The sequence below is a fragment of the Agrococcus sediminis genome (assembly GCF_007923295.1).
Taxonomy (GTDB): Bacteria; Actinomycetota; Actinomycetes; order Actinomycetales; family Microbacteriaceae; genus Agrococcus; species Agrococcus sediminis.
The window spans coordinates 74,685-101,634 of record NZ_VOIR01000012.1 but is presented as its reverse complement, the minus strand read 5'-3'; the positions used below and the strand labels follow the sequence as shown (position 1 = coordinate 101,634).

Genomic DNA, 26,950 nt, shown 5'->3' with positions numbered 1-26,950 from the left:
CCGGGATGATGGGGCGGATGGCTGACGACTTCACCCGCCCCACGTTCTTCTCGAACGACTGGTTCGACCGCGTCGAGGGCGACGTCGACCCCGCGGTGCGGCTGCAGCTGGCGAGCGAGACGGCGCAGGCGCTCCTCGCGCGCGTGCGCAGCGGCGCCGACCCGGGCGTCGTCGAGCGCATCCTGCGCGTCGCGCGCGAGGACGGCATCGACACGGTCGCCGAGCTCTGGTCGCAGGCGAGGCCGCACTCGCTGCCGGGGGCGCTGTGGCGCGTCAACCTGTTGCACGCCCTCGTCACGCAGTGCGCGCCCGAGGCGGCCGCGCTCTACCAGGAGGGGGCGGATGCGCTCCACACGGCCGCGCCGGTCGTCGCGGGGGTGCCGGCACCGGCGAGCCCCGCGGAGCTCCGGGCGCTCACCGAGACGATCCTCCGCGGCGTCTTCGCCGGGGACTTCGCGCTCGCGCTCGAGCGCGCCGCCGCGTTCGCGACGGTGACGGCCGCCGGGGCCGTGGAGGCCGCCCACCGTGACGAGGCGACGCATCCGGAGCGCGCGGGGGAGCGCACCCGCATGGCGGCGTCGCTCGCCGACATCGCGGGCGACCTGCAGGTCTGCGCGCGCATGTGGCGCTCGGAGAGCCTCGTCTGAGCCGCGGGCGCGGCGCGCCTGTGCACAGCCTCAGCGTCGCCGATGAGGATCCGTCATAGGCTGACGGCCGGGTCGGCGCACGGGCGCCGGCGTCCGACCAAGGAGCACGACATGGCACGCCGCACCCTCGCCGCAGCGATCATCCTCACCGCGGGCGCGCTCGCCCTCACCGGCTGCATCCCGCTGCCCCCGGCGGTCCCCGCGGCGCCCACGGCGCCCGTCGAGCCGGGCGACCCCATGCAGCCGACCGAGTCGACCGAGCCCGGCGCGACCGCCGAGCCCGGCACGGGAGGCCAGGTCGCTGGCGAGGAGTTCACCGTCGACGACGGGTTCGGCGACGTGTGGACCTTCTCGGTCGTCGCGGTCGAGGCCGACCCGCCGATGGAGTTCGCCGAGCCCGAGCCCGGCACCGCCTTCATCGGCATCGTCATCGACGGCGAGCACCTCGAGGGCAGCCTCGACTTCACCGGCTGCTTCGACATCCTCGTCGTCGGCAGCGACGGCGAGCAGTACGACTGGGCCGACACGATCGGCACCGCCACCGCGGAGGACGACATCTTCTACGCCGACACGCAGTCCTTCACCGGCGCGCGCGCGGCCGTGCAGCTGCCCGAGGGCGTCACGCCCGCCCAGCTGATCTTCCGCTCCGTCTACGGCGAGCCTGAGGTGCCCGACACGGTCATCGACGTGCAGTGACCGACCGCTGAGCGGCAGGGGCGCCCCGGTTCCGGGCGCCCCTGCCGCGTTCGCGGGGAGCGCATCCGCCCGCGTGTCACACCGAGGCTCGCTACCCTGGAGAGGCCGGGCCGCGTCACCCCGGGCTCCAATATTCGCCGCTGCGAGCGGCCTTTCCGCCGAGAGGCGTTTCGCGGTCCGGCACTTCCATGCCCGGAAGCCTGCGGCGCGTTCACCCGCTGTTCACCTTCGCGGAGCCTCGCCGCCACCCGGCCTGCCTACCGTGGTCCCCGGCGCGCGATCGTGCGCCCAGTCACGGGGAGCCTCAGCCCCCGCACCGACACTTTCCGAAAGGGAACACTGTGAAGTTCACGAAGCTCGGCCGCGCTGCGGTCGTCGCCGCAGCGGGCGCGCTCCTGCTCTCGGCCTGCGCCGCCAACGAGCCCGCAGCCGGGCCGGCCACCGACGGCTCCGAGGCTCCCGAGTCGACGCTGTCGGGCGACCTGGCCGGCGCCGGCTCGTCGGCGATGGGCGCGGCGCAGGAGGCGTGGATCGCCGGCTTCCAGGGGCAGAGCCCCGACGTCAACATCACGTACGACCCCTCGGGCTCCGGCGCCGGCCGCGAGCAGTTCATCGCCGGCGGCGTCGGCTACGGCGGCTCCGACGCGATCCTCGGCGACGACGAGCTCGCGGGCGAGTTCGCCGCGTGCGCGCCCGACACGCTGCCCGTCGACCTGCCCGTCTACATCTCCCCGATCGCGGTCATCTTCAACGTCGAGGGCGTCGAGTCGCTCAACATGGACGCAGCGACGATCGCCGGCATCTTCTCCGACCAGATCACCAACTGGAACGACCCGGCCATCGCCGAGCTGAACCCCGACGTGACGCTGCCCGACGCGCGCATCACCGCCGTGCACCGCTCGGACGACTCGGGCACCACCGAGAACTTCACGGAGTACCTCGCCGCGACGGCTCCCGACGTCTGGACCGAGGGCGTCTTCGAGACGTGGGCCTACGGCGGCGAGGGCGCCCAGGGCACCTCGGGCGTCGTCGACGCCGTCACCAACGGCTCGAACACGATCGGCTACGCCGACGCGTCGCGCGCCGGCGGGCTCGGCACGGTCGCGCTGCAGGTCGGCGAGGAGTTCGTGCCGTTCTCGGCTGAGGCCGCCGCTGCAGCTGTCGACGCGTCGCCGCGCATCGAGGGCCGCCACGAGGGCGACATCGCCGTCGAGCTCGACCGCACCACGACCGAGGCCGGCGTCTACCCGCTCGTCCTCATCTCCTACATGATCGCCTGCACCGACTACGAGGACGACGCCACCGCCGAGCTCGTGAAGTCGTACCTCGCCTACGTCGTGTCGGCCGAGGGCCAGGAGGCCGCCGCCGCCAACGCGGGCAGCTCGCCCATCTCGGACTCGCTGCGCGAGGAGATCATGGCGGTCGTCGACACCATCCAGTAGGGCCGTCGAGACCCCGCAGCCCTCGGGCTGCTCCGTCCGGCCGGGGCATGGAATACCATCGCCCCGGCCGGACTCCGATTTCCGGTCCACCCCCGACTGCTGGAGCCCCATGACCACCGCAGCACCGCCCGCGACGAGGACGGCCGCGCCCAACCGGCCCGCCGACGTCATCTTCAAGGCGGTCTCCACGACCGCCGGCGTGCTGATCCTCGTCGCCCTCGCGGGCGTCGCGATCTTCCTCGTCGCGCAGGCCGTCCCCGCGATCATCGGGCCGCTCCCCGAGGACGACAGCTTCCTCGCGTGGGTGTGGCCGCTCACCTTCGGCACGCTCTGGTCGGCGTTCCTGGCGATGCTCATGGCGGTGCCCGTCGCGATCGCCATCGCGCTGTTCATCACGCACTTCGCGCCGCGCCGGCTCGCGATGGGCCTCGGCTACCTCGTCGACCTGCTCGCCGCCATCCCCTCGGTCATCTACGGGCTGTGGGGCATCGCCGTGCTCGCGCCGTTCCTCCAGCCGTCGTACGTGTGGCTCGCGCAGAACCTCGGCTGGCTGCCGCTGTTCACCCCGCCCGCCTCGGGCACCGGCCGCACCGTGCTCACCGCATCCATCGTCCTGGCCGTGATGGTGCTCCCCATCATCACCGCCCTCTGCCGCGAGATCTTCCTGCAGACGCCGCGCCTCAACGAGGAGGCGGCGCTCGCGCTCGGCGCGACGCGCTGGGAGATGATCACGATGGCGGTGCTGCCGCACGGGCGCTCCGGGATCATCGCCTCCTCGATCCTCGGCCTCGGCCGGGCGCTCGGCGAGACGATGGCGGTCGCCATGGTGCTCGCCTCCTCCGGCGCCGTCACGTTCGTGCTCGTCGGCTCGCAGAACCCCTCGACGATCGCCGCGAACATCGCGCTGCGGTTCCCCGAGGCGCATGGCCTGACCGTCAACATGCTCATCGGCTCCGGCCTCGTGCTCTTCGCGATCACGCTGATCGTCAACGCCGTCTCGCGCATCATCATCGCGAAGACGACCGTGGACGGAGGGAGGTAGGCCATGACCACCACCACGACCGCTCCCCGCCGCGAGACGTCGAACCCGCTCACCGCGGGCCAGCTGCCCGCGTGGGGCCCGTGGGCGCTGCTCGGCGTCGCGGTGCTCATCGGCGCCGCCGTCTCCGGCCTCGTCGCGGGCGCCTCCGGCACCGACTTCAGCATCGTCTCGACCGTCGTCATCGGCTACGTCATCTACCTCGTCGCGATCACCGTCGTCAGCCAGCTGATCGAGGGCGGCCGGAAGGCCACAGACCGGCTCGTCACCGGCGTCGTCGTGGGCGCGTTCGCGCTCGCGCTCGTGCCGCTCGTGTCGCTCATCGTCACCGTGGTCATCAACGGCGCGGCCCGCTTCGACATGACGTTCTTCACCTGGACGATGCGCAACATCGTCGGCGAGGGCGGCGGCGTGCTGCACGCGATCATCGGCACCCTGCTCGTGACGCTCTGGGCGGCGATCATCTCGGTCCCCGTCGGCATCTTCACCGCGATCTACCTCGTCGAGTACGGCAAGGGCGCGCTGTCGAAGGCGATCACGTTCTTCGTCGACGTCATGACCGGCATCCCCTCGATCGTCGCCGGCCTCTTCGCGTACGCGCTCTTCGCGCTGTTCGCGGGCGAGGGCGTACGCTCGGGCTTCGGCGGCGCGGTGGCGCTCAGCCTGCTCATGATCCCGACCGTCGTGCGCTCGACCGAGGAGATGCTGAAGCTCGTGCCGAACGACCTGCGCGAGGCGTCGCTCGCGCTCGGCGTGCCCAAGTGGCTCACGATCGCCAAGGTCGTGCTGCCCACCGCGCTCGCGGGCATCGTCACGGGCGTGACGCTCGCCATCGCCCGAGTCATCGGCGAGACCGCGCCGCTGCTCATCATCGCCGGCTTCACCACGAACATGAACTACAACGTGTTCGACGGCCGCATGATGACGCTGCCGGTGTTCGCCTACAACCAGTACGTGAGCCCGGGCGTGCAGGAGCAGGCCTACTTCGACCGCGCCTGGACGGCCGCGCTCGTGCTCATCCTCATCGTCATGGTGCTGAACGTCGCGGCGCGCCTCATCGCCCACTTCTTCGCACCGAAGGCCGGAAGGTAATCCCGACATGTCCAAGCGCATCGAAGTCAACGACCTCGACGTCTACTACGGCAGCTTCAAGGCGGTGGAAGGCGTCTCGGTCGAGATCGAGCCGCGCAGCGTGACCGCGTTCATCGGCCCCTCGGGCTGCGGCAAGTCGACCGTGCTCCGCACGCTCAACCGCATGCACGAGGTCATCGCGGGGGCGTGGGTCGACGGCGAGGTGCTGCTCGACGGCGCCAACCTCTACGGCCCGGGCGTCGACCCGGTCAACGTGCGCCGCCAGATCGGCATGGTCTTCCAGCGCCCGAACCCGTTCCCGACGATGTCGATCCGCGAGAACGTGCTCGCCGGCGTGCTGCTCAACAACCGCCGCATGTCGAGGAGCGACCAGGACGACCTGGTGGAGCGCTCGCTGCGAGGCGCCAACCTCTGGAACGAGGTGAAGGACCGCCTCAACATCCCGGGCTCGGGCCTCTCCGGCGGCCAGCAGCAGCGCCTGTGCATCGCGCGCGCGATCGCCGTCAGCCCCGACGTGCTGCTGATGGACGAGCCGTGCTCGGCGCTCGACCCGATCTCGACGCTCGCGATCGAGGACCTCATCGAGGAGCTCAAGCAGGAGTACACGATCGTGATCGTGACCCACAACATGCAGCAGGCGAGCCGCGTCTCCGACAAGACCGCCTTCTTCAACATCGCGGGGACCGGCAAGCCGGGCAAGCTCATCGAGTTCGGCGAGACCACGAAGATGTTCTCGAACCCGTCCGTGCAGGCCACGGAGGACTACGTCTCCGGCCGCTTCGGCTGATCCCGTTTCCGTTGATCGAGTAGGCCGCGAAGCGGCCGTAGACCGCGCCCCCTCCGTTGGATAGTTCTATGTCTCGGGATGCGCAAGATCGGTTCTGAGGTTGCGGAAGATCTCTCGGACGATCGCTCGCTTCAGCGATCGCATGATGTCGCGCTTGGAGAGGCCCTCGCCAAGCCGTCGATCACGGTAGGCGCGGGTGCGGGGGTCGTGCGCGAGTCGGGTGAGTGCGATCGTGTGGATGGCGCGGTTCGCTTGCCGGTTGCCGCCGCGGTGGAGGCGATGCCGGTGGGTCTTGCCGCTGGAGACCGGGATCGGCGCGGTGCCGGTCAGGCGCGCCAGCGCCGACTCGGAGCGGATGCGGGCGAAGTTCTCGCCGACGGCGACCAGCAGGATCGCGGCGGTGATCGGGCCGACGCCGGTCGCTGCCAGCAGCGTCGGCGCGACCGCCTGCACGAGCGCGGCGATGTCGGACTCGGCCGCATCGATCTCTTCGGTGAGCTGCCGAGCGCGGGTCGCGAGGCGCCGCAGCGCCAGCTTGGCGGCCTGTTCCGGCTCGTCGAGCCTGGCGGTGTCGGGCCGCAGTCGCGCGGCCGCCGTCACCAGCGCGCCGGTCGTGGTCGGCAGCGTTTCCCGCAGGGATGCGGGCGCAGTGGTGCGGACCGCCTGCAGCTCGTTCAGCGCCTGCGTGCGGGACTTGACCGCGCTCTCGCGAGCGGAGTGCAGCAGCCGCAGCGACTCGACCGGCCCGGTGGTGTCCTTCGGGATCGCGCTCGCGGAGCCTGCGAGGACCTTCCCGGCCGCGGCGATCGCGTCGGTGCGGTCGTCCTTGCCGCGACGGGCCCGGGTCGCGCGGTCAGCGGTGTTCACCTCCAGCACGGTAACGCCCGCGGCCCGAAGGTGCCGGGCCAGTCCTGCCCCGTACGAGCCGGTCAGCTCGACCCCCATCCGGTCGATCAGGCCGTAGCCGGCGACCCAGTCCAGCAGCGCCTGGTAGCCGGCGCTCGAGACGGGGAACGCCGCGTCGGCCAGCAGCTCGCCGGTGAGCGTCACGACCGCGGCGTGGTGCGTGTCGAGATGCGTGTCCACGCCGGCGACAACGGCCCGCGCGAGCGGGGGTGCGGTGAGTACCATCAGAATCTGTCTCCCTCCGAATCACGTTTCGGCGCGGATGACCGATCCGGGCGGGGCCGACACCACATTGACGAGCGAGATCTCGCAAGGTTCTATCAAGTCAGGCCCCGTCCGGCACCACGCCAGGACGCGACGGCCACGACAGCCACCGACAGATCCAGCGCAAGGCATCCGAGGAGCCTGTCGAGTAGCAAGTCAGGCGCCCGCGAGGCCGCCGCGCCCATTCTCAATGTCGAGTAGGCCGCGCAGCGGCCGTATCGAGACCCGCGCGGGTTCGTCTCGATACGGCGCCTGCGGCGCCTACTCGACGAGCGGGGTGGGACGGCGCCTGCGGCGCCTACTCGACGCGCGGAGGAGGCGCCCCCTCCACCCGCCCTCCCGCCCGCCGACGCTCGCGGTATCCCTCCCAGTCGCGCTTCTTCGCGCTCGCGGAGATCGCTGCGAAGTCGCCCCGGATCAGCGCCTCGCGCTTGGCCCTGCTCCAGCCCTGCAGCTGCTTCTCGAGCGCGAAGCACGCTGCGATGGAGTCGTCGAAGTGCGCGAACGCCAGCTCGACCGGCCGTCGCCGCTTCGTGTACGCAGCGCCCTCGCCGCGCTGATGCTGGTCGAGGCGACGCTCGACGTCCCAGGTGCTGCCGACGTAGGTGGAGCCGTCGCTGCAGCGGAGGATGTAGACCCAGGGCATGGGGGTCATCGTGCGGCTCTGGCGGTGGCGCGGGGGCGTGGATGCGTCGGGGCTGTGGAGAAAGTGCGGTTCCGGTTCGTCTCGATACGGCGCCTGCGGCGCCTACTCGACGAGCGGTGGGGAGGGGGAGTGGGGCGCCTGCTCGACGAGCGGGGTGGGGCGGGCGCGTGCGGCGCCTGCTCGACGAGCGGGGTAGCGGTGGCGGGAGGGGTCAGCGCTCGGGGGAGCAGTGCGTCTCGAGCGCCACGAGCGCGGGCTCGTCGCCGGCGCTCACGTGCAGCACGGTGAACTCGGCCGTGTGCAGCATCGACGCGCGGTGCGTGCGCTCCGACTCCAGCGCATCCGTCGCGTGCACGACCGCGGTCACGATCTCGGGGATGATCGGCGCGTGCGAGCAGAGCACCGTGCCGCGCCGCTTGCGCACCGCCGTGCCGATGCGCCGCGCGAGCGCATCGCGCGGGTCGACGGGCGACTCCTGGCTGATGTCGGCCGTCGCCTTGGGCTCGAGCCCCGTGAGCGCAGCGAGCGGCTCGACGGTCTGCCGGCAGCGCACGGCGTCGGAGGTGACGATGCGCTCCGGGCCGAAGGCGGCGATGCCGGGCGCGATCGACCGCGACTGCCGCTCGCCCCGCTCCGTGAGCGTGCGCGACGCATCCGCCCCCTCCCAGGAGAACGGGCTCGCCGCCTTCGCGTGCCGCAGCGCGACGATCGGGAACGTGCGCTCGTGGCCGCGCTCGAGGCGCTCCTCGAACCGCTCGATGATCGCGACGTCGTGCTGGTAGCTGCAGCGCGCCTTCGCGTCGGCGATCGGCAGCCACTCGAGCTCGAGGATCTCGTCGTTCGGCGCGAACGCCGACGCCGCGACGGCCTCCTCGTCGACGGAAGCCTGCCAGTAGTAGACGACCTTGTCGCGGCCGTCGGGCAGCCGGTACTCGCTGTGGCCGAGCGGCGCACCGAGCACGATCGCGAGGCCGGTCTCCTCCTCCATCTCGCGCGCCGCGCACTGGGGCAGCGTCTCGCCCGGGTCGAGCTTGCCCTTCGGCAGCGAGTGGTCGCGGTGCTGCGTGCGCTCGACGAGCAGCACGAGCACCTCGCCGTCGACGCGCCGCCAGAGTACGGCGCCGGCGGCGAGCACCGGCGTCGCAGGCAGGTCGGTCACCGGTTCGTCCGCTTCCGCCGCTGGATCTGGATCATGCGGTCGCGGTGCAGGTCGTCGAGCGGGGCGCCGTCCTCGGTGTAGAACCGGCGCGTCCACGTGCCGTCCGACTCGGCGATCCAGGCGGCGGTCTGGGGCGACATCGCCTTGTCGAAGTGCTGCGAGATGTCGCGCATGTGCTCGCTCGAGGTGAGCTGGATGAGCGTCTCGACGCGGCGGTCGAGGTTGCGGTGCATCATGTCGGCCGAGCCGATGAAGACCTCCTCGCTGCCGTCGTTCCAGAACGCGAACACGCGCGAGTGCTCGAGGTAGCGGCCGACGATCGAGCGGACGACGATGTTCTCGCTCAGCCCCGGCACGCCCGGCTTGATCGAGCAGATGCCGCGCACCCAGATCTGCACCTCGACGCCCGCACGGCTCGCGCGGTAGAGCGCGTCGATGATCTGCTCGTCGACGATGGAGTTGAGCTTGAGGCGGATGCGCGCGGTGCGGCCGGCGGTGGCGGCGGCGGTCTCGCGCTCGATGCGCTGCAGCAGCCCCTTGCGCAGGTGCCGGGGTGCGACGAGCAGCCGCTGGAACGACTTCTCCTTCGCGTAGCCCGAGAGCTCGTTGAACAGCCGCGTGATGTCGCGGCCGACCTGGTCGTTGTCGGTGAAGAGCCCGAAGTCCTCGTAGATGCGGCTCGTCTTCGGGTTGTAGTTGCCGGTGCCGATGTGGCAGTAGTGCCGCAGCCGGCCGTTCTCGCGCCGCACGATCATCATGAGCTTGCAGTGCGTCTTGAGCCCGACGATGCCGTAGACGACGTGCACGCCGGCGCGCTCGAGCTGGCGCGCCCAGCGGATGTTGGCCTGCTCGTCGAAGCGCGCCTTCACCTCGACGAGCGCGAGCACCTGCTTGCCGGCGGCGGCCGCGCGGATGAGCGCCGCGACGACGGGGGAGTCGCCGGAGGTGCGGTAGAGCGTCTGCTTGATGGCGAGCACGTCGGGGTCGTCGGCGGCCTGCTCGAGCAGCGCCTGCACGCTCGTCGCGAACGACTCGTAGGGGTGGTGCACGAGCACGTCCTTGCGCGTGATCGCCTGGAAGAGGTCGGGCTGGTCGTCCTGCTCGCCGGGGAGGAACGAGGGCGCGGTGACGGGCACGCGCTTCGTGTAGTGCAGGTCGGGCCGGTCGATGCCGGCGAGCTGGAACAGGCCGCTGAGGTCGAGCAGCCCGGGCAGCCGGTACACCTCGCGGTCGGTGATGCCCAGCTCGTCGACGAGCAGGTCGAGCGTGTCGTCGTCCATGTCCTCGGCGACCTCGAGGCGGATGGGCGGGCCGAACTTGCGGCGCGAGAGCTCGTGCTCGAGCGCCTTGATGAGGTTCTCGGTGTCGTCCTCGTCGATCGTGACGTCCTCGTTGCGGGTGACGCGGAAGACGTGGTGCTCGACGATCTCCATGCCCGAGAAGACCTCGTCGAGGTTGTTGGCGATGAGCTCCTCGAGCGGCAGGAAGCGCTGCGAGCCGTCGCCGCCGCGCGAGAGCTCGACGAAGCGGGGCAGCACCGCGGGCACCTTGAGGCGAGCGAACTGCTCCTCCTCCTCGTCGGGCACGCGCACGCGCACGGCGAGGTTGAGCGAGAGCCCCGAGATGTAGGGGAACGGATGCGCGGGGTCGACCGCGAGGGGCATGAGGACGGGGAAGATCTCGGCCTCGAAGCGCGCCGACATGGCCTCGCGCTCGGCGTCGCTCAGCTGCCCCCACGTGACGATGCTGATGCCGGCCGCCTCGAGCTCCGGCGCGAACGACTGCTGCGCGGCGCGCGCGTGCCGCTGCTGCAGCTCGTGCGCGCGGTGCACGATCTGGTCGAGCAGCTCGTGCGGGGCGATGCCGACGTTGGTCGGCACGGCGAGGCCGGTGGTGATGCGGCGCTTGAGGCCCGCCACCCGCACCATGAAGAACTCGTCGAGGTTGGAGGCGAAGATCGCCAGGAAGTTGGCGCGCTCGAGCAGCGGCACGCGCGGGTCCTCGCCCAGCTCGAGCACGCGCTCGTTGAAGGCGAGCCACGACAGCTCGCGGTCGAGGAAGCGGTCGGCGGGCAGCCCGTCGTCGGTGGGCGTGCCCTGCATCTCGGCCGACCAGCTCGACTCGTCGTCGTAGTCGTCGAAGTCGGCCTCGTTGGCGTCGTGGAAGCTCTGCTCCTCCTCGAGCGAGCGCGTGCGGCGCTCGAGGGGCGGCTCGTCGGTCGCGGGGGCCGAGCCGGGGGCGGTGACGTCAGTCATGCCGCCATTGTGTCAACGACGGGTGGACGGCGCGCGGTGCCAGCGCACGTCGATGGCCCACTGGTCGAAGCCGGCACGCCGGTAGAGCGCGAGGGCCGCGGCGTTCTCGCCCTCGACGTAGAGGTGGGCCGTGCCCGCGCCGAGCGCGCGCATGCGCACGAACGCGGCCTTGAGCATCCGCCCCCCGAGCCCCGCGCCCTGGCGCGCGGGCGAGACGCCGAGCACGTACAGCTCGGCGACGTCGCCGTCGGGCTTGACCCACGCGAACGCGTCGAGCCCGCGCTCGCCGGGCGCGACGAGGAGGTTCGCGTCGTCGTGCCACGGCTCGGCCATGCGCGCGGCGAGGTCGTCGGCCGACATGCGGCCCTGCTCGGGGTGGTCGGCGAAGGCGGCGGCGTTGAGCGCGAGGAGGGCGGATGCGTCGCCGGGCTCGAAGCGACGCACCCCGTCGGGCAGGCGGTCGGCCCCGGCCGGCACGGGCGCGCGCAGCTGCAGGAGCGTGCGCACCTGCGTCATCCCGAGCCGCTCGGCGATGGCGCGCGCGCCGGGCAGGTCGCCGTGCGCCCATGCATCGAACCCGTCGAGCTCGGCGGCGACCCGCTCGGCGAGCGCGCGGCCGAGGCCCCGGCGGCGCAGCTCGGGCGCGACGGCGAGCTCGACCTCGCGCTCGGCGTCGCTCACGACCGCGAGCGCGCCGGCCTCGCCGACGACGCGGCGCTCGCCGCGCTCGAGCTCGACGAGCGCCTGGTCGTTGAACGGGCGGCTGCCGTCGTGCGCCGCGCACGCGTCGGCGAGGGCCCGCACCTCGACGATCACTCGTCCACCAGCTCGAACCGGTAGCCGACGCCGCGCACCGTGCCGATGACGCTCTCGAGGTCGCCGAGCTTCGCGCGCAGCCGCCGCACGTGCACGTCGACGGTGCGGGTGCCGCCGAAGTAGTCGTAGCCCCACACCTCGCTCAGCAGCTGCTCGCGGGTGAACACGCGCGCCGGGTGCGAGGCGAGGAACCGCAGCAGCTCGAACTCCTTGTAGGTGAGGTCGATGGGCTTGCCGTCGACCTTCGCCTGGTAGCTGGCCTCGTCGATCGAGAGCCCGCTCGTGACGATCGGGCCGGCCTTGTGGCGGCGCGAGGAGGCGAGGCGGATGCGCGCCTCGAGCTCGGCGGGACCGGCGGAGTCGAGCACGATGTCGTCGACCCCCCAGTCGGCGGTGACGGCCGTGAAGCCGCCCTCCGACAGCACGAGCAGCACGGGCGTCGAGTCGCCGTCGAGGAGGCGGCAGATCGCCTTGGCGGCGGCCAGCTCGACCGCGCCGTCGACGATCGTGAGGTCGGCGTCGGGGGCGTGCGCGACGGCGGCCGCGGTGCCAGGGAGCGTGGTGACGCGATGCTCGAGGAGCTCGATGCTCGGCAGCACGCCCTGGTCGCGGCGGGTGAAGATCACGACGTGCGCCATCCAGCCTCCTGCCAGCACGATCCTACCCAGCGCCGCGTGCGGCCTGCGCCGTCGCCCGACCTGCGACACAATGAGCGGCATGACGTGGCGATGGGCGAGCGTGTGGCCGGTGTGGCTGCTCGCTGCCGTGGGCGCCGTGCTCGTGGCACTGCTGCAGCCCGACGACGGCATCGTCTGGCTGCCGATCGTGCTGGGCGTGTGCACGCTCACCGCGTTCGCGATCCAGCTCGGCGGACCGACGGTGCCGGGCCTCGTCGACCGGCTCGCGGCGGCCGTCTTCGGCTCGGTCGTGGTGCTGGCGCTCGCGAGCGCGATCCTGGTGCCGCTCACGGCGCTGTAGGCCGGGCGGCCGCCGGGGGAGGGCTAGGATCGACGCATGGCAGGAATCCCCGTCGTCGCCCTCGAGATCTTCTTCCTCGGTCTGCTCGGCCTTGCGATGGTCGCGATCCTCGGCGTCTCGTTCGTCGTGATCCGCAACCTCTTCAAGGGCCAGCGCTAGCCGGTGCTCGAGCTCGATCCCACGCTCCCGGCGGAGCTCGGCCCGCTGCAGTGGCTGATCGGCAGCTGGAAGGGCACGGGCGTGCTCTCCTTCCCGGTCGGCGACCGCACCGTCGAGCGCGAGTTCGGGCAGCGCGTCTCGTTCGCCCATCACGGCCACCCCTACCTCGCGTACGAGGCGTACGCCTGGATCCTCGACGACCAGCTGACGCCGCTCGCGGCCGAGACGGGCTTCTGGCGGCTCGCCCGGCCCGCGGCCGAGGCCGACGCCGGTCCCGGCATGCTGCCGCCCGAGGGCGCCCCGGCCTACGACTCCGCCGAGGCGGTCGAGGCCCTGCGCCGCCCCGACGGCGCCTTCGACCTGCAGGCCCTCATCGCCCATCCGGCCGGCGTCGCCGAGCTCTACCTCGGCACGATCGACGGCCCGCGCATCGACCTCGCGACCGACGCGGTGCTGCGCGGCGCCGGCGCGAAGGAGCACACCGCCTCCACCCGCATGCTCGGCCTCGTCGACCAGCACCTGCTGTGGGCGTGGGATCTCGCGGCGCTCGGCCAGGGGCTCGAGAGCCACGCCTCGGCGAGGCTCGCCCGGGTCACGCCGAGCGAGGCGAACGAGGGCCGATGAGCGCCGCCGCGCTCGCCGCCGCGATCCCGGGCGCCGTGCTCGACGAGGCCACCGGCCTGCCGCTGCACGTCGGCAACCCGATGGCCGAGCAGCGCCGGCTGCGGCAGGGCGCGCTCGTGCTGCTGCCGCGCGACGTGCTGCGCATGAGCGGCCCCGACACGCTCCCGTGGCTCGACTCGATCACGAGCCAGGCGCTCACGGCGCTCGCGCCGGGCGACTCGGCCGAGACGCTCGTGCTCTCGCCCGAGGGGCGCATCGAGCACGCGCTGCGGCTGCGGTGGACGGGCGACGAGCTCTGGATCCTCGTCGACGCCGGCACCGGCGACGCGCTCCAGGCGTGGCTGACGCGGATGCGCTTCTTCAAGCAGGTCGAGATCGACCGGCCGGGCGTCGTGGTCGTCGGCACCGCGGGCGAGCCGGCCGCCGACCTCGCCTGGATCGACGGCTGGCCCGAGGTCGCTCCCGGCGGCGTGCGCTACGGCGAGCCGACGGGGGAGCCGTGGCGCTGGTCGGAGGCGATCCTCGCGCCCGACGAGGCCGCCGCGCTCGACCCGGCGCGCTTCGTCGGCACGCTCGCCGCCGACGCGCTGCGCATCGCCGCCGGCCGCCCGGCGCTCGCCGAGGTCGACGAGCGGTCGATCCCGCACGAGCTCGACTGGCTCACGACCGCGGTGCACCTGCAGAAGGGCTGCTACCGCGGGCAGGAGACGGTCGCGAAGGTGCACAACCTCGGCGCCCCGCCGCGCCGCGTGGTGCTGCTGCACCTCGACGGCTCCGAGAACGCGCCGGTGGCGGCGGGGGATGCGGTGGTGCGGCCGGGCGAGGACGCCGCAGAGGTCGGCACGGTCACCTCGGCCGCGATGCACGACGAGCTCGGGCCGATCGCCCTCGCGGTGGTCAAGCGCGGCGCGCCCGCCGACGAGGACCTCGCGGTGCGCACGGCCGACGGCGTGCTCGTCGCCGCCGCCCAGCAGGTGCTCGTGCCGCCGACGGCCGGCCACGCGCACCGGCCGCCGCGGCTGCCGCGGCTCGGCGCGGTGCGCCGGCCCGCGCCGCCGGCGTAGCGCGCCGCTCACGCTCGCGGCGCGACGGCCTCCCACGCGACCGTCAGCTCGCCGAGCCGCCACCTCGCCGCCGTGCCGAGCACCGGCCAGCCGGTGTCGCGCATCCGCCGCACCGTCGCCTGCCAGCGCTGCACCGCGCCGAAGTCGGCGAGCGGCGCGTGCGACGCCCACGCGCGGTCGAGCTCGGCGAGCAGCGCGTGCACGCGCTCGCCCGGCACGTTGCGGTGGATGAGCGCCTTCGGCAGCCGCTCCGCGACCACCGACGGCGCCTCCATCGCGTCGGAGCCGAGCTCGTCGACCTTGAGCGCGATCGTGAGCGAGCGGGGGCCGGCGGCGTCGAGCGCCACCCAGGAGCAGACGCGGCCGACCTCGTTCGAGGTGCCCTCGACGAGCAGACCGCCCGGCGCGAGCCGCTCGAGCATCGTCGCCCAGTGGCCAACGACCTCGGCCTCGTCGTACTGGCGCAGCACGTTCATCGCGCGGATCACGTGCGGCGGCCGCGGCGCGGGCACCTCGAAGCCGCCGAGCGCGAACGACACCCGCGCATCCGCCGCGATCGCGCGGCCGTACCGCGTCGGGCCCGCCTCGCGGGCCGCGGCGAGCTCGGCGGTCGCGCGGGCGACGCGCTCCGGGTCGATCTCGAGCCCCAGCACCTCGAGGGTCGGGTTGCCGCGCGCGAGCCGCTCGTGCAGCTCGAGGCTCGTGGTGGCGCTCGCGCCGTAGCCGAGGTCGACCACGAGACAGCCGGGCACGCGCGCGGCCGGCTGCGCGGCGATCCAGCGGTCGACGCGGCGCAGCCGGTTCACCCCGGTCGTGCCGCGCGTGATGCGCCCAGTCGGCTTCGCCACGCCTCCATTGTCGCGGCGGGCCGGCGCGCGTCACTCCAGCCGGTCGAGGATGCCCTGCATCTGGGCGATCTCCTCCCGCTGCGCCTCGACGATGCTGTCGCACAGCGCGACGACCTCGGGGTCGCTGAGGTCGGCCTCCTGGCAGACGAGGATCGCCCGCGAGTGGTGGGGGATCATCGACTCCAGGAACGCGCGGTCGCCGACGAACGCCTCGCTGCGGCCGAGCGCGAACGCCCCGACGAGCAGCGCAGCGAAGCCGATGAGCAGCGCGATGCTGGCCTTCGTGCTGCGGAACATCGACCACATGCCGACGAGCATCAGGATGCCCATCGCGGCCACCATGATGAGCGCCATGGAGAAGTTGCTGAGGTTGAGGATGAAGTGGCCGGGCTCGCGCACCATCGACATCGACAGCACCCACATGAGCCCGAGGCTCAGCAGGAGCATGATGCCGAACCTCACGTACATGCGGGCGGGGCTGCCGTGGTCGGATGCGCCGTGGCGGGACTGGTCGTGGTGGTGGGACATGCGGTCCTCCTCGAGGGATCGGCGGTGGACGGTTCGCGGTGCGCGGGAGCGCGCAGGAGTGGGCGGCGCTGGGCTGCGGCGCGGGAGGGGCGGGGACGACCCGGAGGCCGTCCCCGCCTGCGTCACAGCTCGGTGAGCAGCTGCCGCATCTCGGCGATCTCGGCGGTCTGGTCGTCGAGCATGCGCTGGGCGAGCTCGCCCACGGCGTCGGCGCGGCCCATGCTCAGCTGCGCCTCGGCCATCATGATCGCGCCCTCGTGGTGCACGATCATCTGCTCGAGGAACAGGCGCGACGCCTCGGCGCCGTCGGCGGCCTCGAGCGCCTCCATGTCGTCCTCGGACATCATCATGCCGCCGCCGGTGCCCATGCCGTGGCCGCCGTGGCCGCCGGAGGCGTCCACCTCGTAGCCCCACTCCTCGAGCAGGGCGGTCATCTCGTCGATCTCGGGCTGCTGCGCGGCCCGGATCCGCTCCGCCAGGTCGGCGACGCGCTCGTCGACGCCGTCCTTCGCGAGCACGATCTCGCTCATGTCGATGGCCTGCTGGTGGTGGGGGATCATGTTCTCGAGGAACGTGACGTCGTGCTGGTTGCCCTCCGACGCATCCGCCCCGCTCGTGGCGGCGGGCGCGGTCTCGGCGGCGGTGGGGGTCGAGGCGGGCTCGGCGTCGGGGCTGCTGCTGCAGCCCGTGAGCACGAGCGCGGTCGTGAGCGCGCTGAGCAGCAGCGCGCGCTCGGCGAGGACGCCGCGGGGGAGCCGCAGGAGCGTCGCCGCGACGGAGGGCCGCACGACGAGGACGAGCGCGAGCAGCGCGAGCACGCAGCCCGCGGCCATCGCGGCGAGGCCCTCGCAGCCGTCGTCGCTGCAGTCGAGCGCAGCGAGCAGCCCGGCCGGCTCGGCCGGCGCTGCGACCGGCATCGCGTGCCCGGCGTGGTCGCCGTGCGCGGCGGCCGCAGCGGGTGCGGCGTGCCCGTCGTGGGCGGCGGCCTGCGCGATGCCCGCCTCGTGGGCGGCATGCCTACCCCGGCCGCGCAGCCGGGCCCCAGGCGCCGCCGCCGACGGGGGCCGCTGCGCCCGACGGGCGCGGGCGCGCCGGCCCCGCTCGGGCGCAGCCGCCCCAGCGGCCGCACCCGGCTCCGGCACGCGCTCGCGGGCTAGGCTGGCGGCATGACCGAGCGCACCCTCATCCTGCTCCGCCACGGCCAGTCGACGTGGAACGAGAGCAACCAGTTCACCGGTTGGGTCGACGTGCCGCTGACGCCGAAGGGCGAGGCGGAGGCGAAGCGCGGCGGCGAGCTGCTGCGCGAGCACGGCGTGCTGCCCGACGTGCTCTACACGTCGCTGCTCACCCGCGCGATCAAGACCGCCAACATCGCGCTCGACGCGGCCGAGCGCGACTGGATCCCCGTGCACCGCTCGTGGCGGCTCAACGAGCGCCACTACGGCGACCTGCAGGGCAAGGACAAGGCCGAGACGCTCGAGCAGTACGGCGAGGAGCAGTTCATGCTCTGGCGCCGCTCGTTCGACACCCCGCCGCCGCCCATCGCCGACGACAACCAGTACTCGCAGGCCGACGACCCGCGCTACGCCGACATCGACGGCGAGGTGCCGAAGACGGAGTGCCTGAAGGACGTCATCGAGCGCTTCCTGCCCTACTGGGAGTCGACGATCACGAAGGACCTCGACGCGGGCCGCACCGTGCTCGTCACCGCGCACGGCAACTCGCTGCGCGCGCTCGTGAAGCACCTCGACGGCATCTCCGACGACGACATCGCGGCCCTCAACATCCCCACCGGCATCCCGCTCGTCTACCGCCTCGGCGATGACAACATGCCGCTCGGGCCGGGGGAGTACCTCGACCCGGAGGCCGCGGCCGCCGGTGCCGCCGCCGTGGCGAGCCAGGGCAAGCACTGACCGCGCGCTGACGCGCGCACGCGAAGAGGGCCCCGCGATCGCGGGGCCCTCTCGTCGTGCGGGGCGGCTCAGCCGAGGTCGGCGGGCTGCACCGGCTCCGGCGACAGCGCCGCGTGCGCATCCTCGTCGCCCACCCAGTCGCCGGTCGCGAGGTACTTGACCTTCTTGGCGATGCCGACCGCGTGGTCGGCGAAGCGCTCGTGGTAGCGGCTCGCGAGCGTCGCGTCGACGGTCGTGTGCGCTGCGCCCTGCCACTCGGTGCCGAGCACGTGCGAGAACACGTCGCGGTGCAGCTGGTCGACGTGCTCGTCCGAGGCCTCGATGCGCTCGGCGATCGAGAGGTCCTGGGTCGCGAGCAGGTCGCGCAGCAGCTTGGCGATCTCGATGTCGCTCGCGCCCATCTCGACGAAGGTCGGCTGCAGCGACTCGGGCACCACCTGCATCGGGAAGCGGTAGCGCGCGAGCATCGCGATGTGCCGGGCGAGGTCGCCCATGCGCTCGAGCGACGCCGAGATGCGCAGCGCCGAGACGACGATGCGCAGGTCGCGGGCGACCGGCGACTGGCGGGCGATGATGTCGATCGCGAGCTCGTCGAGGGCGGACGCCTTGTCGTCGATGAGCGGGTCGGCGGCGATCACCTGCTCGGCGAGCTGCACGTTCGAGTCGCCGAACGCCCGCACCGCCGCCTCGATCGAGACGATGACGTGGTTGGCGATGTCGACGAGGCGGTCCTGCACCTCGGCGAGCTCCTGCTGGAAGACGTCGCGCATTGCTCCTGCTCCTTGCTGTGCCACCCACTGCGTCGCAGCACGGGCATGGTCGGACACCGAGTGTTTCGTCGCCAGGTTACCGGGGGGTGTCCGCAGTCTGAACCCCAGGGGGGTACGACGCGCGCCACTACGCTGGCGGGGTGGACGCCTCCTGGTACGTGCTCCTCGCGCTCCTGCTGGGCTTCGCGATCGGAGCGGCGTCGGTGCACCTGCTCGGCGTGGCCGCGCAGCGCGGGCGCCGGGTGATGGCGATCGCGAGCGAGCCGGTGCCCGACGGCATCGCCGCGATGGTGCACGTGCTCGAGTCGGCCGGCATCGTCATGGACGGCTCGAGCCAGGTCATCCTCTCCTCCCCGGGCGCCGTCGCGCTCGACCTCGTCGACGGGCGCGCGCTGCGCTCGCCCGAGATCCTCGCCGCGGTGCGGCGCGTGTGGCGCACCGGCGAGGCCGAGGTGCTCGACCTCGTGCACCGCCGCGGCCGCATCGGCACGGGCACCGAGATGCACCTGCGGGTGCGCATCGCGCCGCTCGGCAACCGCTTCATGCTCGTGCTCGCCGCCGACCGCACCGAGGAGCTGCGGCTCGCGGGCGTGCGGCGCGACTTCGTCGCCAACATCAGCCACGAGCTGAAGACCCCGATCGGCGCCGTCGCGGTGCTCGCCGAGGCGATCGAGGCGGCCGCCGAGGATCCCGCCCGCGTGCGCGCCTTCGCCGGCCGCATGCAGCTCGAAGCCGATCGGCTCGCGCGCATGTCGAAGGAGCTCATCGACCTGTCGCGCATCGAGGCCGCCGACCCGCTCGCGCACGCGGAGCGCGTCTCGATCAGCCGCATCGTCGATGTCGCGATCGACCGCAACAAGGTGCAGGCGGCGGCGAAGCGGATGCGCATCATCCCGCGGGTGCTGGACGAGGCGGAGGTGCTGGGCTCGGAGGAGCTCGTCACGATGGCCGTGCAGAACCTCGTCGCGAACGCCGTGCAGTACTCGCCGGAGGCGACGCACGTCGGCGTCGGCGTGCGCGTCGCCGACGGCATCGTCGAGATCGCGGTGACCGACAAGGGCGTCGGCATCGCGCCGGAGGAGCAGGAACGGGTCTTCGAGCGGTTCTACCGCGTCGATCCCGCGCGCAGCCGGGTGACCGGCGGCACCGGCCTCGGCCTCAGTATCGTGAAGCACGTCGCCGCCAGCCACGGCGGCGAGATCACGCTCTGGTCGCGCCCCGGTCAGGGCTCGACCTTCACCCTGCGGCTGCCGGTCGCCGGCGCCCCCGCGAAGGAGACTGCATGACGCGCATCCTGATCGTCGAGGACGAGCACGCGCTCGCCGAGCCCCTGTCGTACCTGCTCGAGCTCGAGGGCTACGAGACGGCGCACGCCGACGACGGCGACCGCGCGGTGCAGATGTACGAGCAGGAGGGCGCCGACCTCATCCTCCTCGACCTGATGCTCCCCGGGCGCAGCGGCATCGAGGTGTGCCGGCACATCCGCCGCACCTCGCAGGTGCCGATCATCATGGTCACCGCGAAGGACAGCGAGGTCGACACGATCGTGGGGCTCGAGCTGGGGGCCGACGACTACGTGACGAAGCCGTACTCGTCCCGCGAGCTCGTCGCGCGCATCCGTGCCGTGCTCCGCCGCCGCGCGGCCGAGGAGGAGGACGACGACTCGGTGGTCGAGGTCGGCCCGGTGCGCCTCGACGCCGACAGCCACACCGTCACCGTCGGCGGCGCCGAGGTGGCGATGCCGCTGCGCGAGTTCGAGCTGCTCGAGTACCTGATGCGCAACGCCGGACGCGTGCTGACGCGCGGTCAGCTCATCGACCGGGTGTGGGGCAGCGACTACTTCGGCGACACGAAGACGCTCGACGTGCACATCAAGCGGCTGCGGGCGAAGATCGAGGACGACCCCTCGAACCCGACCCGGGTGGTCACGCTGCGGGGGCTCGGCTACCGCTTCGAGCGGTAGCCGGAGTCACTCGCCGTCGACGGGCGCGAGGTCGGCGTAGTCGGGGAACTCGGTCGAGAAGACCTGCACGCCCACGCCCGCAGGCTCCGCGCCGTCGGCCTGGAACGAGACGTTGCGCTGCGCGCCGAACTCGATGTCGCTGCCCGCCTCGAAGACGAGCTGCTGCTCGGGGAAGCCGTAGGTGGTGACGCCGCTCGGGATGCGCACCTGCTGCGCCTCGTCGTCGACGCGCACCTCGACGAAGGTGGCCTCGCCGTCGTTGGTGAAGGTGACGGCGAGGTTGAGCGCGTCGCCCTCGGGCTCGCCGATGAGCATGGCGTTGTGGAACTCGACCGTGCCGGTCTGGCCCGAGATGCCGTCGGATGCGTCGTACTGGATCGTCGTCGCCTGCGGCGTGAGGATGTTGCAGCCGGTCGCGGCGAGCGCGACGACGACGGCTGCGGCTGCGGCGGCGAGGGAGCGGTGACGCACGGGGACCCTTTCGACGAGGCCGGCAGCGCTGCTTCGGATGCGCCGCCGGTCGGGCTTCACTCTAGTACGCCGCCCGCCGCGGCGGGCGTCGGGGCGACCGGTCGATGCGGCCGAGGAGCCAGCGCGGAGCGCGATCCAACCACCCTCGGGCACGCGCTCGCGAGCGACACGCTGTGATAAAATCAAGGTTCTGGCGATGACGAGGAGCATTCGATGAACTTTGAGGTCGGAGAGACGGTCGTCTACCCCCACCACGGCGCCGCGACGATCACCGAGGTCAAGGTCCGCAAGATCAAGGGCGTCGAGACGACCTACCTCAAGCTCAACGTCGCACAGGGCGGGCTGACGATCGAGGTCCCCGCGCAGAACGTCGACATGGTGGGCGTGCGCGACGTGATCGGCGAGGAGGGCCTCGGCCGCGTGTTCGAGGTGCTGCGCGCAGACTTCACCGAGGAGCCGACCAACTGGGCCCGCCGCTACAAGGCGAACGTCGAGAAGCTCGCCTCGGGCGACGTGATCAAGGTGAGCGAGGTCGTGCGCGACCTGTCGCGCCGCGACCAGGACCGCGGCCTGTCGGCGGGCGAGAAGCGCATGCTCGCGAAGGCGCGCCAGATCCTCGTGTCCGAGCTGGCGCTCGCCGAGCACACCGATGAGGACGCGGCCGCGTCGCGCCTCGACGAGGCCCTCGCCCCCGCGAGCTGAGCCGCACCGCAGACCGAGGCGCCCTGTCCCCAAGGCAGGGCGCCTCTTCTGCTGTGCCCTCCGGCGGTCGAGGAGGCGGCGCGCAGTGCCGCCGTCTCGAGACCGAGCCGCCCCGCGCGCCCTAGGCTGACCGGGTGACCGACACCGCCCTCATCGTCGTCGCCGCCGGCAGCGGCACGCGCCTCGGCCGCGGCGTGCCGAAGGCCTTCGCCGAGGTCGCGGGCGCGACCATCCTCGAGCACGCGCTGCGCGGCCTCGCGGGCGTCGACGCGCGGCTCGTCGTCGTGGCGCCGGACGGGCTCGAGGCGGATGCGTCGGCGATCGCCGAGCGCGCGGGGGTCGTCGCGTCGGTGGTGGCGGGCGGCGCGACGCGCGCCGACTCGGTGGCCGCGGGCCTCGCCGCCGTCGGCGACGCGCGCCGCGTGCTCGTGCACGACGCGGCCCGGGCGCTGACCCCGCGCGAGGTCGTGCAGCGGGTGATCGACGCGCTCGCGGCGGGCGCCGCGGCGGTGGTGCCGGTGCTGCCGGTGATCGACACGATCCGCGAAGCGCACGACGGCGAGCTCGGCGGGATCGTCGACCGCTCGCGGCTGCGCGCGATGCAGACCCCGCAGGGCTTCGACGCCGCGGTGCTGCGTCGCGCCTACGCCGAGGCGCCCGACCGGGCCGCCTCGACCGACGACGCGCAGCTCGTGCAGGCGCTCGGCGTCGACGTCGTGGCGGTCGCGGGCGCCGAGCTCGCCTTCAAGATCACGACGCCCGCCGACGCCGAGCGCGCGGCATCGCTGCTGGCGCCGCAGCCCGCTCCTGCTCCCGAGGTCCGCGTCGGCATCGGCGCCGACGTGCACGCCTTCGGCGGCGACGGCCCGCTGCGGCTCGCCGGGCTCGAGTGGGAGGGGCAGGGCCTCGCCGGCCACTCCGACGGCGACGTCGTCTGCCACGCGATCGTCGACGCGCTGCTGGGCGCCGCGGGCCTCGGCGACATCGGCGCGCTCGTCGGCGTCGACGACCCCCGCTACGCGGGCGCGCGCGGCGAGGTCTTCGTCGGCGCCGCGGTCGCGCTGCTCGCCGAGCACGGCTGGCGGCCGTCGAACGTGGCGGTGCAGGTGCTCGGCGTGCGCCCGCGCATCGGCAGCCGGCGCGACGAGGCGCAGCGGGTGCTCTCGGCGATGGTGGGCGCGCCGGTCAGCGTCAGCGGCACCACCACCGACGGGCTCGGCGCCCTCGGGCGCGGCGAGGGCGTCCAGGCCATCGCGACCGCGCTCATCCACAGGTCCTGATACGCCGCCGCCGCGCGTCCGACCCCCTCGACCCGCGCCGACCCGGTGCACCGGGTCGTTCCCGGTGGAACGGGTCGCCGTAGCCCGGCGCAGTAGCCTTGGGCCCGTGACCGTGCGCATCTACGACTCCCGCCAGCAGGCCGTCGTCGACCTGCAGCCGCTGCAGCCGGGCCGGGTGTCGATGTACGTCTGCGGCCCGACGGTGCAGTCGTCGCCGCACATCGGGCACGTGCGCAGCGCCGTCGCCTACGACGTGTGGCGCCGCTGGCTCGAGCACCGCGGGCTGCGCGTCGCGTTCGTGCGCAACGTCACCGACATCGACGACAAGGTGCTCGTGAACGCCGTCGACGAGCCGTGGTGGGCGCTCGCGTACCGCGTCGAGCTCGAGTTCTCGGCGGCCTACCGGGCCGTCGGCGTGCTCGCGCCGACCTACGAGCCGCGCGCCACCGCATCCGTGCCCGAGATGCACGCGCTCATCGCGCTGCTCATCGAGCGCGGCCACGCCTACCCGGCGCTCGACGGCTCGGCCGACGTCTACTTCGACGTGCGCTCGTGGGAGGCCTACGGCGCGCTCACCCGCCAGTCGGTCGAGAAGATGGAGCCGGCCGCCGACGCCGATCCGCGCGGCAAGCGCGACCCGCGCGACTTCGCGCTCTGGAAGGCGCAGAAGGACGACGAGCCGGAGTCGGCCTCGTGGGCGTCGCCGTGGGGCCGCGGCCGGCCGGGCTGGCACATCGAGTGCTCGGCGATGGCGCGCCGCTACCTGGGCGACGCGTTCGACATCCACGGCGGGGGCCTCGACCTGCGGTTCCCGCACCACGAGAACGAGCTCGCCCAGTCGACCGCGGCGGGGCTCGGCTTCGCGAGCGTGTGGAGCCACAACGGGCTCGTCAACGTCGACGGCGAGAAGATGTCGAAGTCGCTCGGCAACTCGATCTTCGCCGCCGACCTGCTGCGCGCCGTGCGCCCGATCGTCGCCCGCTACTTCCTCGTCGCGCCGCACTACCGCTCGACGATCGACCTGCGCACCGCCGACGGCAGCCTCGAGGGCGGCTCGCTCGCCGAGGCCGAGACGGCGTTCGGCCGCATCGAGGCGATGCTCGACCGGGCCGCGCGCATCGGCGCGCTGCCCGACGAGGCGGTGCCGGATGCGTTCGGCGCGGCCATGGACGACGACCTCTCGACTCCGCAGGCGGTTGCGGTGCTGCACGACACCGCGCGCGCCGCGAACATCGCCCTCGACGCGGGCGACGACCGGGCGGCCCTCGAGCGGGCGGGCCAGGTGCTCGCGATGCTGCGGGTGCTGGGGCTCGACCCGGGCGACGAGGTGTGGCATTCTGGGCAGTCGGCCGAGGCGGGCGCGCTCGCGAGCCTCGTCGAGACGCTCCTGGCGGAGCGCCGCTCGGCCCGCGAGGCGCGCGACTTCGCCGCCTCCGACCGCATCCGCGACGCGCTCGCGGCCGCCGGCATCCTCGTCGAGGACGGCAAGCACACGACCACCTGGAGCATCGCATGAGCAAGCCGCAGCGCACGCCGCGCAAGAAGGGCCCCCTCAAGGGCACCGGCGGCCACGGCCGCAAGGCCCTCGAGGGCAAGGGCCCCACGCCGAAGGCCGAGGACCGCTCCTGGCACGTCGCCGGCAAGCGCAAGGCGGCGCGCGAGCGCTACGAGGCCGCCTCGTCGAAGGGCCGCCCGTCGCAGCCGCCGCGGCACCGCAAGCCCACGTCGGCCAAGGACGACTCCGAGCTCGTGACCGGCCGCAACGCGGTGCTCGAGGCGCTCCGCACGAAGATCCCGGCGACGTCGCTCATCCTGGCCGCGCGCCTCGAGATGGACGACCGCGTGAAGGAGATCCTCTCGATCGCGACGAAGCGCGGCGTGCCCATCCTCGAGGTCATGCGCCCCGAGCTCGACCGCATCTCGGGCCACGACACCGTGCACCAGGGCGTCGCGCTCAAGGTGCCGCCGTACCAGTACGCGCACCCGATCGACCTGCTCGAGCAGGTCGTCGACCGCGGCCAGACGCCGCTCTTCGTCGCGCTCGACGGCGTCACCGACCCGCGCAACCTCGGCGCGATCATCCGTTCGGCCGCCGCGTTCGGCGCGCAGGGCGTCATCGTGCCGCAGCGACGCTCGGTGGGCGTCACCGCGAGCGCCTGGAAGACGAGCGCCGGCGCCGCCGCGCGCGTGCCGGTCGCGATGGCGTCGAACCTCACCGCCTCGCTCAAGGAGCTGAAGTCGCAGGGCTGCTTCGTCATCGGCCTCGACGGCGACGGCGATGTGGCGCTCCACGAGCTCGAGCTCGCGAACGGGCCCCTCGTGATCGTCGTGGGCAGCGAGGGCAAGGGGCTGTCGCGCCTCGTCGCCGAGACGTGCGACGCGATCGTCTCGATCCCCATCGAGTCGATGACCGAGTCGCTGAACGCCGGCATCGCCGCATCCGTCACGCTCTACGAGGTCGCGAAGCGCCGCTCCGAGCGCTGAGCCGCCGCGCTCGGCGCAGCGCCCGGCGGTTCAGACCTTGTCGCGCCAATCGACGCCGTCGTCGTCGTCCTGCAGGTCCTGCTGGGTCACGATGGGCATCGTCATGGTCGTCGGCACGTTGAGCAGCGCGGCCTCGTCGCGCAGGTACGCGAGCTGCGTCTCGATGTAGCTCGCGGCCGCCTCGACGAGCGGCACCTCGCACTGCCGCTGCTCCGACAGGTACCAGCGGTGCTCGAGCACGTGGTGGAACACCTCGGGGCCCTCGAGCTTGCCGCGCAGCTCGAGCGGCACCGACTCCACGATCGGCGCGAAGACCTGCTCGAACCACTCGTTGGCGAGCGCCTCGTCGCCGACGTTCGGGCGCTGGTCGTGCTGCACCGCGACGTACTCGTCGAGGTCGTTGAGCAGCCGCCGCGCCTGGTTCTCCTGCGCGTCGATGCCGGTGAGCGACTGCAGCCGCCGGTGGTGGTGGCCGGGGTCGACGACCTTGGGCTGGATGCGCACGGTCGTGCCGCCGTCGCCCGTGCTGATCGAGAGCTCCTCGATGTCGAAGCCCAGCAGGTTCAGGCGCTCGATGCGGTCGCGGATGCGCCAGCGCTCGGAGGCGGGGATCACCTGCTCGGTGGTGAGCTCGTGCCACAGCGAGCGGTACTGCTCGACGATGGAGCCGGCGACCGCGACGGGGTCGATCGAGGGGTCGAGGCGCTCGCCGGCGGCGAGGTCGAGCAGCTCGCCCGCGATGTTGACGCGCGCGACCTCGAGGTCGTCCTCGCGGCGGCCGTCCGAGAGGCCGTCGCGCTCGAGGGTGCCGGTCTCGGCGTCGACGAGGTAGGCGGCGAAGGCGCCCGCGTCGCGGCGGAACAGTGTGTTCGACAGCGACACGTCGCCCCAGTAGAAGCCCACGAGGTGCAGCCGCACGAGCAGGCCCGCGAGGGCGTCGACGAGGCGCTGCGCGGTCGACGGCTGCATCGAGGAGGAGTAGAGCGCGCGGTAGGGGAGCGAGAAGCGCAGGTGCCGGGTCACGAGCGCGGCGTTCAACGGCTCGCCGTCGGCGTCCGAGCGCCCCGCGATCACCGCGAGCGGCTCGACGCACGGCACGTCGAGGCGCTGCAGGGTGCGGAGCATCGAGTACTCCCGCGACGCCATCTCCTCGGTCGTCTCCTTGATGGCGACGACCCGGCCGTTGAGCCGCGCGAAGCGCACGAGGTGGCGCGAGATGCCCTTGGGCAGCTGCACGACGTCGTCCTCGCCCCACTCGTCGAGCGGCAGGTCCCAGGGCAGGTCGAGCAGCGTCGCGTCCATCACCGAGGAGGTGATCCGCATGTCGGAGCGCATGCGGCCATCGTAGGCCCGCCCGCGCATCCGCCCCGGGGCGATCCCGGCGCCTGCGGACGCGGCGACGGGCCCCGGCGCGATG

General features: G+C 72.9%; 29 protein-coding genes. 17 read left to right on the top strand and 12 right to left on the bottom strand.

Features of this window, described 5'->3' with window-relative positions; genetic code table 11:
- Positions 1 to 17: 17 nt before the first annotated feature.
- The 6 genes from FQ330_RS04150 to pstB all read left to right on the top strand — a co-directional run bounded on the left by FQ330_RS04150 (position 18) and on the right by pstB (position 5,703).
- A complete protein-coding gene (locus tag FQ330_RS04150) occupies positions 18 to 647 on the top strand; it encodes a DNA-directed RNA polymerase subunit beta (protein ID WP_146355520.1) in 630 nt (209 codons plus the stop codon).
- 111 nt (positions 648 to 758) lie between these two features.
- A complete protein-coding gene (locus tag FQ330_RS04145) occupies positions 759 to 1,343 on the top strand; it encodes a hypothetical protein (RefSeq protein ID WP_146355518.1) in 585 nt (194 codons plus the stop codon).
- 341 nt (positions 1,344 to 1,684) lie between these two features.
- Complete coding sequence (locus FQ330_RS04140) at positions 1,685 to 2,785, top strand: phosphate ABC transporter substrate-binding protein PstS (protein WP_146355516.1); 1,101 nt, start codon at positions 1,685 to 1,687, stop codon at positions 2,783 to 2,785.
- Positions 2,786 to 2,894: 109 nt separating this feature from the next.
- The gene (gene pstC / locus FQ330_RS04135; protein ID WP_146355514.1) at positions 2,895 to 3,827 is read left to right on the top strand and encodes a phosphate ABC transporter permease subunit PstC; all 933 of its coding nucleotides are present in this window, start codon (positions 2,895 to 2,897) and stop codon (positions 3,825 to 3,827) included.
- A 3-nt stretch (positions 3,828 to 3,830) separates the two neighbouring features.
- On the top strand, positions 3,831 to 4,916 hold the full coding sequence (gene pstA, locus FQ330_RS04130) for a phosphate ABC transporter permease PstA (protein ID WP_146355512.1): 1,086 nt from the start codon (positions 3,831 to 3,833) through the stop codon (positions 4,914 to 4,916).
- Between the two features lie 7 nt (positions 4,917 to 4,923).
- Positions 4,924 to 5,703 (top strand): phosphate ABC transporter ATP-binding protein PstB, encoded by a 780-nt coding sequence (gene pstB / locus FQ330_RS04125; RefSeq protein ID WP_146355510.1) that lies wholly within the window; start codon positions 4,924 to 4,926, stop codon positions 5,701 to 5,703.
- Positions 5,704 to 5,769: 66 nt separating this feature from the next.
- Here pstB and FQ330_RS04120 read toward each other — a convergent pair whose 3' ends face one another.
- From FQ330_RS04120 to FQ330_RS04095, 6 genes are all read right to left on the bottom strand, one after another.
- A complete protein-coding gene (locus FQ330_RS04120) occupies positions 5,770 to 6,834 on the bottom strand; it encodes an IS110 family RNA-guided transposase (protein ID WP_146355508.1) in 1,065 nt (354 codons plus the stop codon).
- A gap of 337 nt (positions 6,835 to 7,171) precedes the next feature.
- Positions 7,172 to 7,519 (bottom strand): GIY-YIG nuclease family protein, encoded by a 348-nt coding sequence (locus tag FQ330_RS04115; protein ID WP_146355506.1) that lies wholly within the window; start codon positions 7,517 to 7,519, stop codon positions 7,172 to 7,174.
- A 211-nt stretch (positions 7,520 to 7,730) separates the two neighbouring features.
- Positions 7,731 to 8,678: an NUDIX hydrolase gene (locus FQ330_RS04110; RefSeq protein WP_146355504.1), complete on the bottom strand. Its 948-nt coding sequence runs from the start codon at positions 8,676 to 8,678 to the stop codon at positions 7,731 to 7,733.
- Positions 8,675 to 10,933 (bottom strand): RNA degradosome polyphosphate kinase, encoded by a 2,259-nt coding sequence (locus FQ330_RS04105; protein ID WP_146355502.1) that lies wholly within the window; start codon positions 10,931 to 10,933, stop codon positions 8,675 to 8,677. The genes FQ330_RS04110 and FQ330_RS04105 overlap by 4 nt, the downstream gene beginning before the upstream one ends.
- A 12-nt stretch (positions 10,934 to 10,945) precedes the next feature.
- Positions 10,946 to 11,749, bottom strand: a complete 804-nt coding sequence (gene mshD, locus FQ330_RS04100; protein WP_146355500.1) for a mycothiol synthase — start codon at positions 11,747 to 11,749, stop codon at positions 10,946 to 10,948.
- Positions 11,746 to 12,387, bottom strand: coding sequence for a winged helix-turn-helix domain-containing protein (locus tag FQ330_RS04095; protein ID WP_146355498.1), 642 nt, complete (start codon positions 12,385 to 12,387; stop codon positions 11,746 to 11,748). Before FQ330_RS04095 ends, mshD begins: the two co-directional genes overlap by 4 nt.
- Before the next feature lie 79 nt (positions 12,388 to 12,466).
- On the opposite strand from FQ330_RS04095, the gene FQ330_RS04090 reads away from it, so the two are divergent.
- From FQ330_RS04090 to ygfZ, 4 genes are read left to right on the top strand one after another with little or no spacing between them, the layout of a single operon-like run.
- Positions 12,467 to 12,727: a hypothetical protein gene (locus FQ330_RS04090; RefSeq protein ID WP_128190066.1), complete on the top strand. Its 261-nt coding sequence runs from the start codon at positions 12,467 to 12,469 to the stop codon at positions 12,725 to 12,727.
- A 36-nt stretch (positions 12,728 to 12,763) separates the two neighbouring features.
- The gene (locus tag FQ330_RS13625; protein WP_263970107.1) at positions 12,764 to 12,886 is read left to right on the top strand and encodes a hypothetical protein; all 123 of its coding nucleotides are present in this window, start codon (positions 12,764 to 12,766) and stop codon (positions 12,884 to 12,886) included.
- 3 nt (positions 12,887 to 12,889) lie between these two features.
- Positions 12,890 to 13,510: an FABP family protein gene (locus FQ330_RS04085; RefSeq protein ID WP_146355496.1), complete on the top strand. Its 621-nt coding sequence runs from the start codon at positions 12,890 to 12,892 to the stop codon at positions 13,508 to 13,510.
- A complete protein-coding gene (ygfZ, locus tag FQ330_RS04080; protein WP_146355494.1) occupies positions 13,507 to 14,574 on the top strand; it encodes a CAF17-like 4Fe-4S cluster assembly/insertion protein YgfZ in 1,068 nt (355 codons plus the stop codon). The genes FQ330_RS04085 and ygfZ overlap by 4 nt, the downstream gene beginning before the upstream one ends.
- A gap of 8 nt (positions 14,575 to 14,582) precedes the next feature.
- Here ygfZ and FQ330_RS04075 read toward each other — a convergent pair whose 3' ends face one another.
- The 3 genes from FQ330_RS04075 to FQ330_RS04065 all read right to left on the bottom strand — a co-directional run bounded on the left by FQ330_RS04075 (position 14,583) and on the right by FQ330_RS04065 (position 17,092).
- Positions 14,583 to 15,422 (bottom strand): class I SAM-dependent methyltransferase, encoded by an 840-nt coding sequence (locus FQ330_RS04075; protein ID WP_146355492.1) that lies wholly within the window; start codon positions 15,420 to 15,422, stop codon positions 14,583 to 14,585.
- A 30-nt stretch (positions 15,423 to 15,452) separates the two neighbouring features.
- Positions 15,453 to 15,950, bottom strand: coding sequence for a DUF305 domain-containing protein (locus tag FQ330_RS04070; protein ID WP_225792684.1), 498 nt, complete (start codon positions 15,948 to 15,950; stop codon positions 15,453 to 15,455).
- Positions 15,951 to 16,072: 122 nt separating this feature from the next.
- A complete protein-coding gene (locus FQ330_RS04065; RefSeq protein ID WP_225792683.1) occupies positions 16,073 to 17,092 on the bottom strand; it encodes a DUF305 domain-containing protein in 1,020 nt (339 codons plus the stop codon).
- Between the two features lie 24 nt (positions 17,093 to 17,116).
- On the opposite strand from FQ330_RS04065, the gene FQ330_RS04060 reads away from it, so the two are divergent.
- Positions 17,117 to 17,863: a phosphoglyceromutase gene (locus tag FQ330_RS04060; protein WP_128190699.1), complete on the top strand. Its 747-nt coding sequence runs from the start codon at positions 17,117 to 17,119 to the stop codon at positions 17,861 to 17,863.
- 68 nt (positions 17,864 to 17,931) lie between these two features.
- On the opposite strand, the gene phoU is transcribed toward FQ330_RS04060, so the two are convergent.
- Positions 17,932 to 18,633, bottom strand: a complete 702-nt coding sequence (gene phoU, locus FQ330_RS04055) for a phosphate signaling complex protein PhoU (protein ID WP_146355490.1) — start codon at positions 18,631 to 18,633, stop codon at positions 17,932 to 17,934.
- A 140-nt stretch (positions 18,634 to 18,773) separates the two neighbouring features.
- Here phoU and FQ330_RS04050 point away from each other — a divergent pair, with 140 nt between their 5' ends.
- Both FQ330_RS04050 and FQ330_RS04045 read left to right on the top strand, forming a co-directional pair.
- Positions 18,774 to 19,919, top strand: a complete 1,146-nt coding sequence (locus FQ330_RS04050; RefSeq protein ID WP_146355488.1) for a sensor histidine kinase — start codon at positions 18,774 to 18,776, stop codon at positions 19,917 to 19,919.
- Positions 19,916 to 20,596, top strand: coding sequence for a response regulator transcription factor (locus FQ330_RS04045; protein WP_146355486.1), 681 nt, complete (start codon positions 19,916 to 19,918; stop codon positions 20,594 to 20,596). Before FQ330_RS04050 ends, FQ330_RS04045 begins: the two co-directional genes overlap by 4 nt.
- A 6-nt stretch (positions 20,597 to 20,602) precedes the next feature.
- Here FQ330_RS04045 and FQ330_RS04040 read toward each other — a convergent pair whose 3' ends face one another.
- Complete coding sequence (locus FQ330_RS04040; protein ID WP_146355484.1) at positions 20,603 to 21,067, bottom strand: hypothetical protein; 465 nt, start codon at positions 21,065 to 21,067, stop codon at positions 20,603 to 20,605.
- Positions 21,068 to 21,280: 213 nt separating this feature from the next.
- On the opposite strand from FQ330_RS04040, the gene FQ330_RS04035 reads away from it, so the two are divergent.
- The 4 genes from FQ330_RS04035 to rlmB all read left to right on the top strand — a co-directional run bounded on the left by FQ330_RS04035 (position 21,281) and on the right by rlmB (position 25,533).
- Positions 21,281 to 21,769, top strand: coding sequence for a CarD family transcriptional regulator (locus FQ330_RS04035; RefSeq protein ID WP_128190352.1), 489 nt, complete (start codon positions 21,281 to 21,283; stop codon positions 21,767 to 21,769).
- Between the two features lie 134 nt (positions 21,770 to 21,903).
- Complete coding sequence (gene ispD / locus FQ330_RS04030) at positions 21,904 to 23,049, top strand: 2-C-methyl-D-erythritol 4-phosphate cytidylyltransferase (protein ID WP_146355482.1); 1,146 nt, start codon at positions 21,904 to 21,906, stop codon at positions 23,047 to 23,049.
- 106 nt (positions 23,050 to 23,155) lie between these two features.
- Entirely contained in the window at positions 23,156 to 24,565 is a 1,410-nt protein-coding gene (gene cysS, locus FQ330_RS04025) for a cysteine--tRNA ligase (RefSeq protein ID WP_146355480.1), read from the top strand.
- Positions 24,562 to 25,533, top strand: a complete 972-nt coding sequence (rlmB, locus tag FQ330_RS04020) for a 23S rRNA (guanosine(2251)-2'-O)-methyltransferase RlmB (RefSeq protein WP_146355478.1) — start codon at positions 24,562 to 24,564, stop codon at positions 25,531 to 25,533. The genes cysS and rlmB overlap by 4 nt, the downstream gene beginning before the upstream one ends.
- A gap of 30 nt (positions 25,534 to 25,563) precedes the next feature.
- Here rlmB and FQ330_RS04015 read toward each other — a convergent pair whose 3' ends face one another.
- Positions 25,564 to 26,868, bottom strand: coding sequence for a DUF4032 domain-containing protein (locus FQ330_RS04015; protein WP_146355476.1), 1,305 nt, complete (start codon positions 26,866 to 26,868; stop codon positions 25,564 to 25,566).
- Positions 26,869 to 26,950 lie beyond the last annotated feature (82 nt).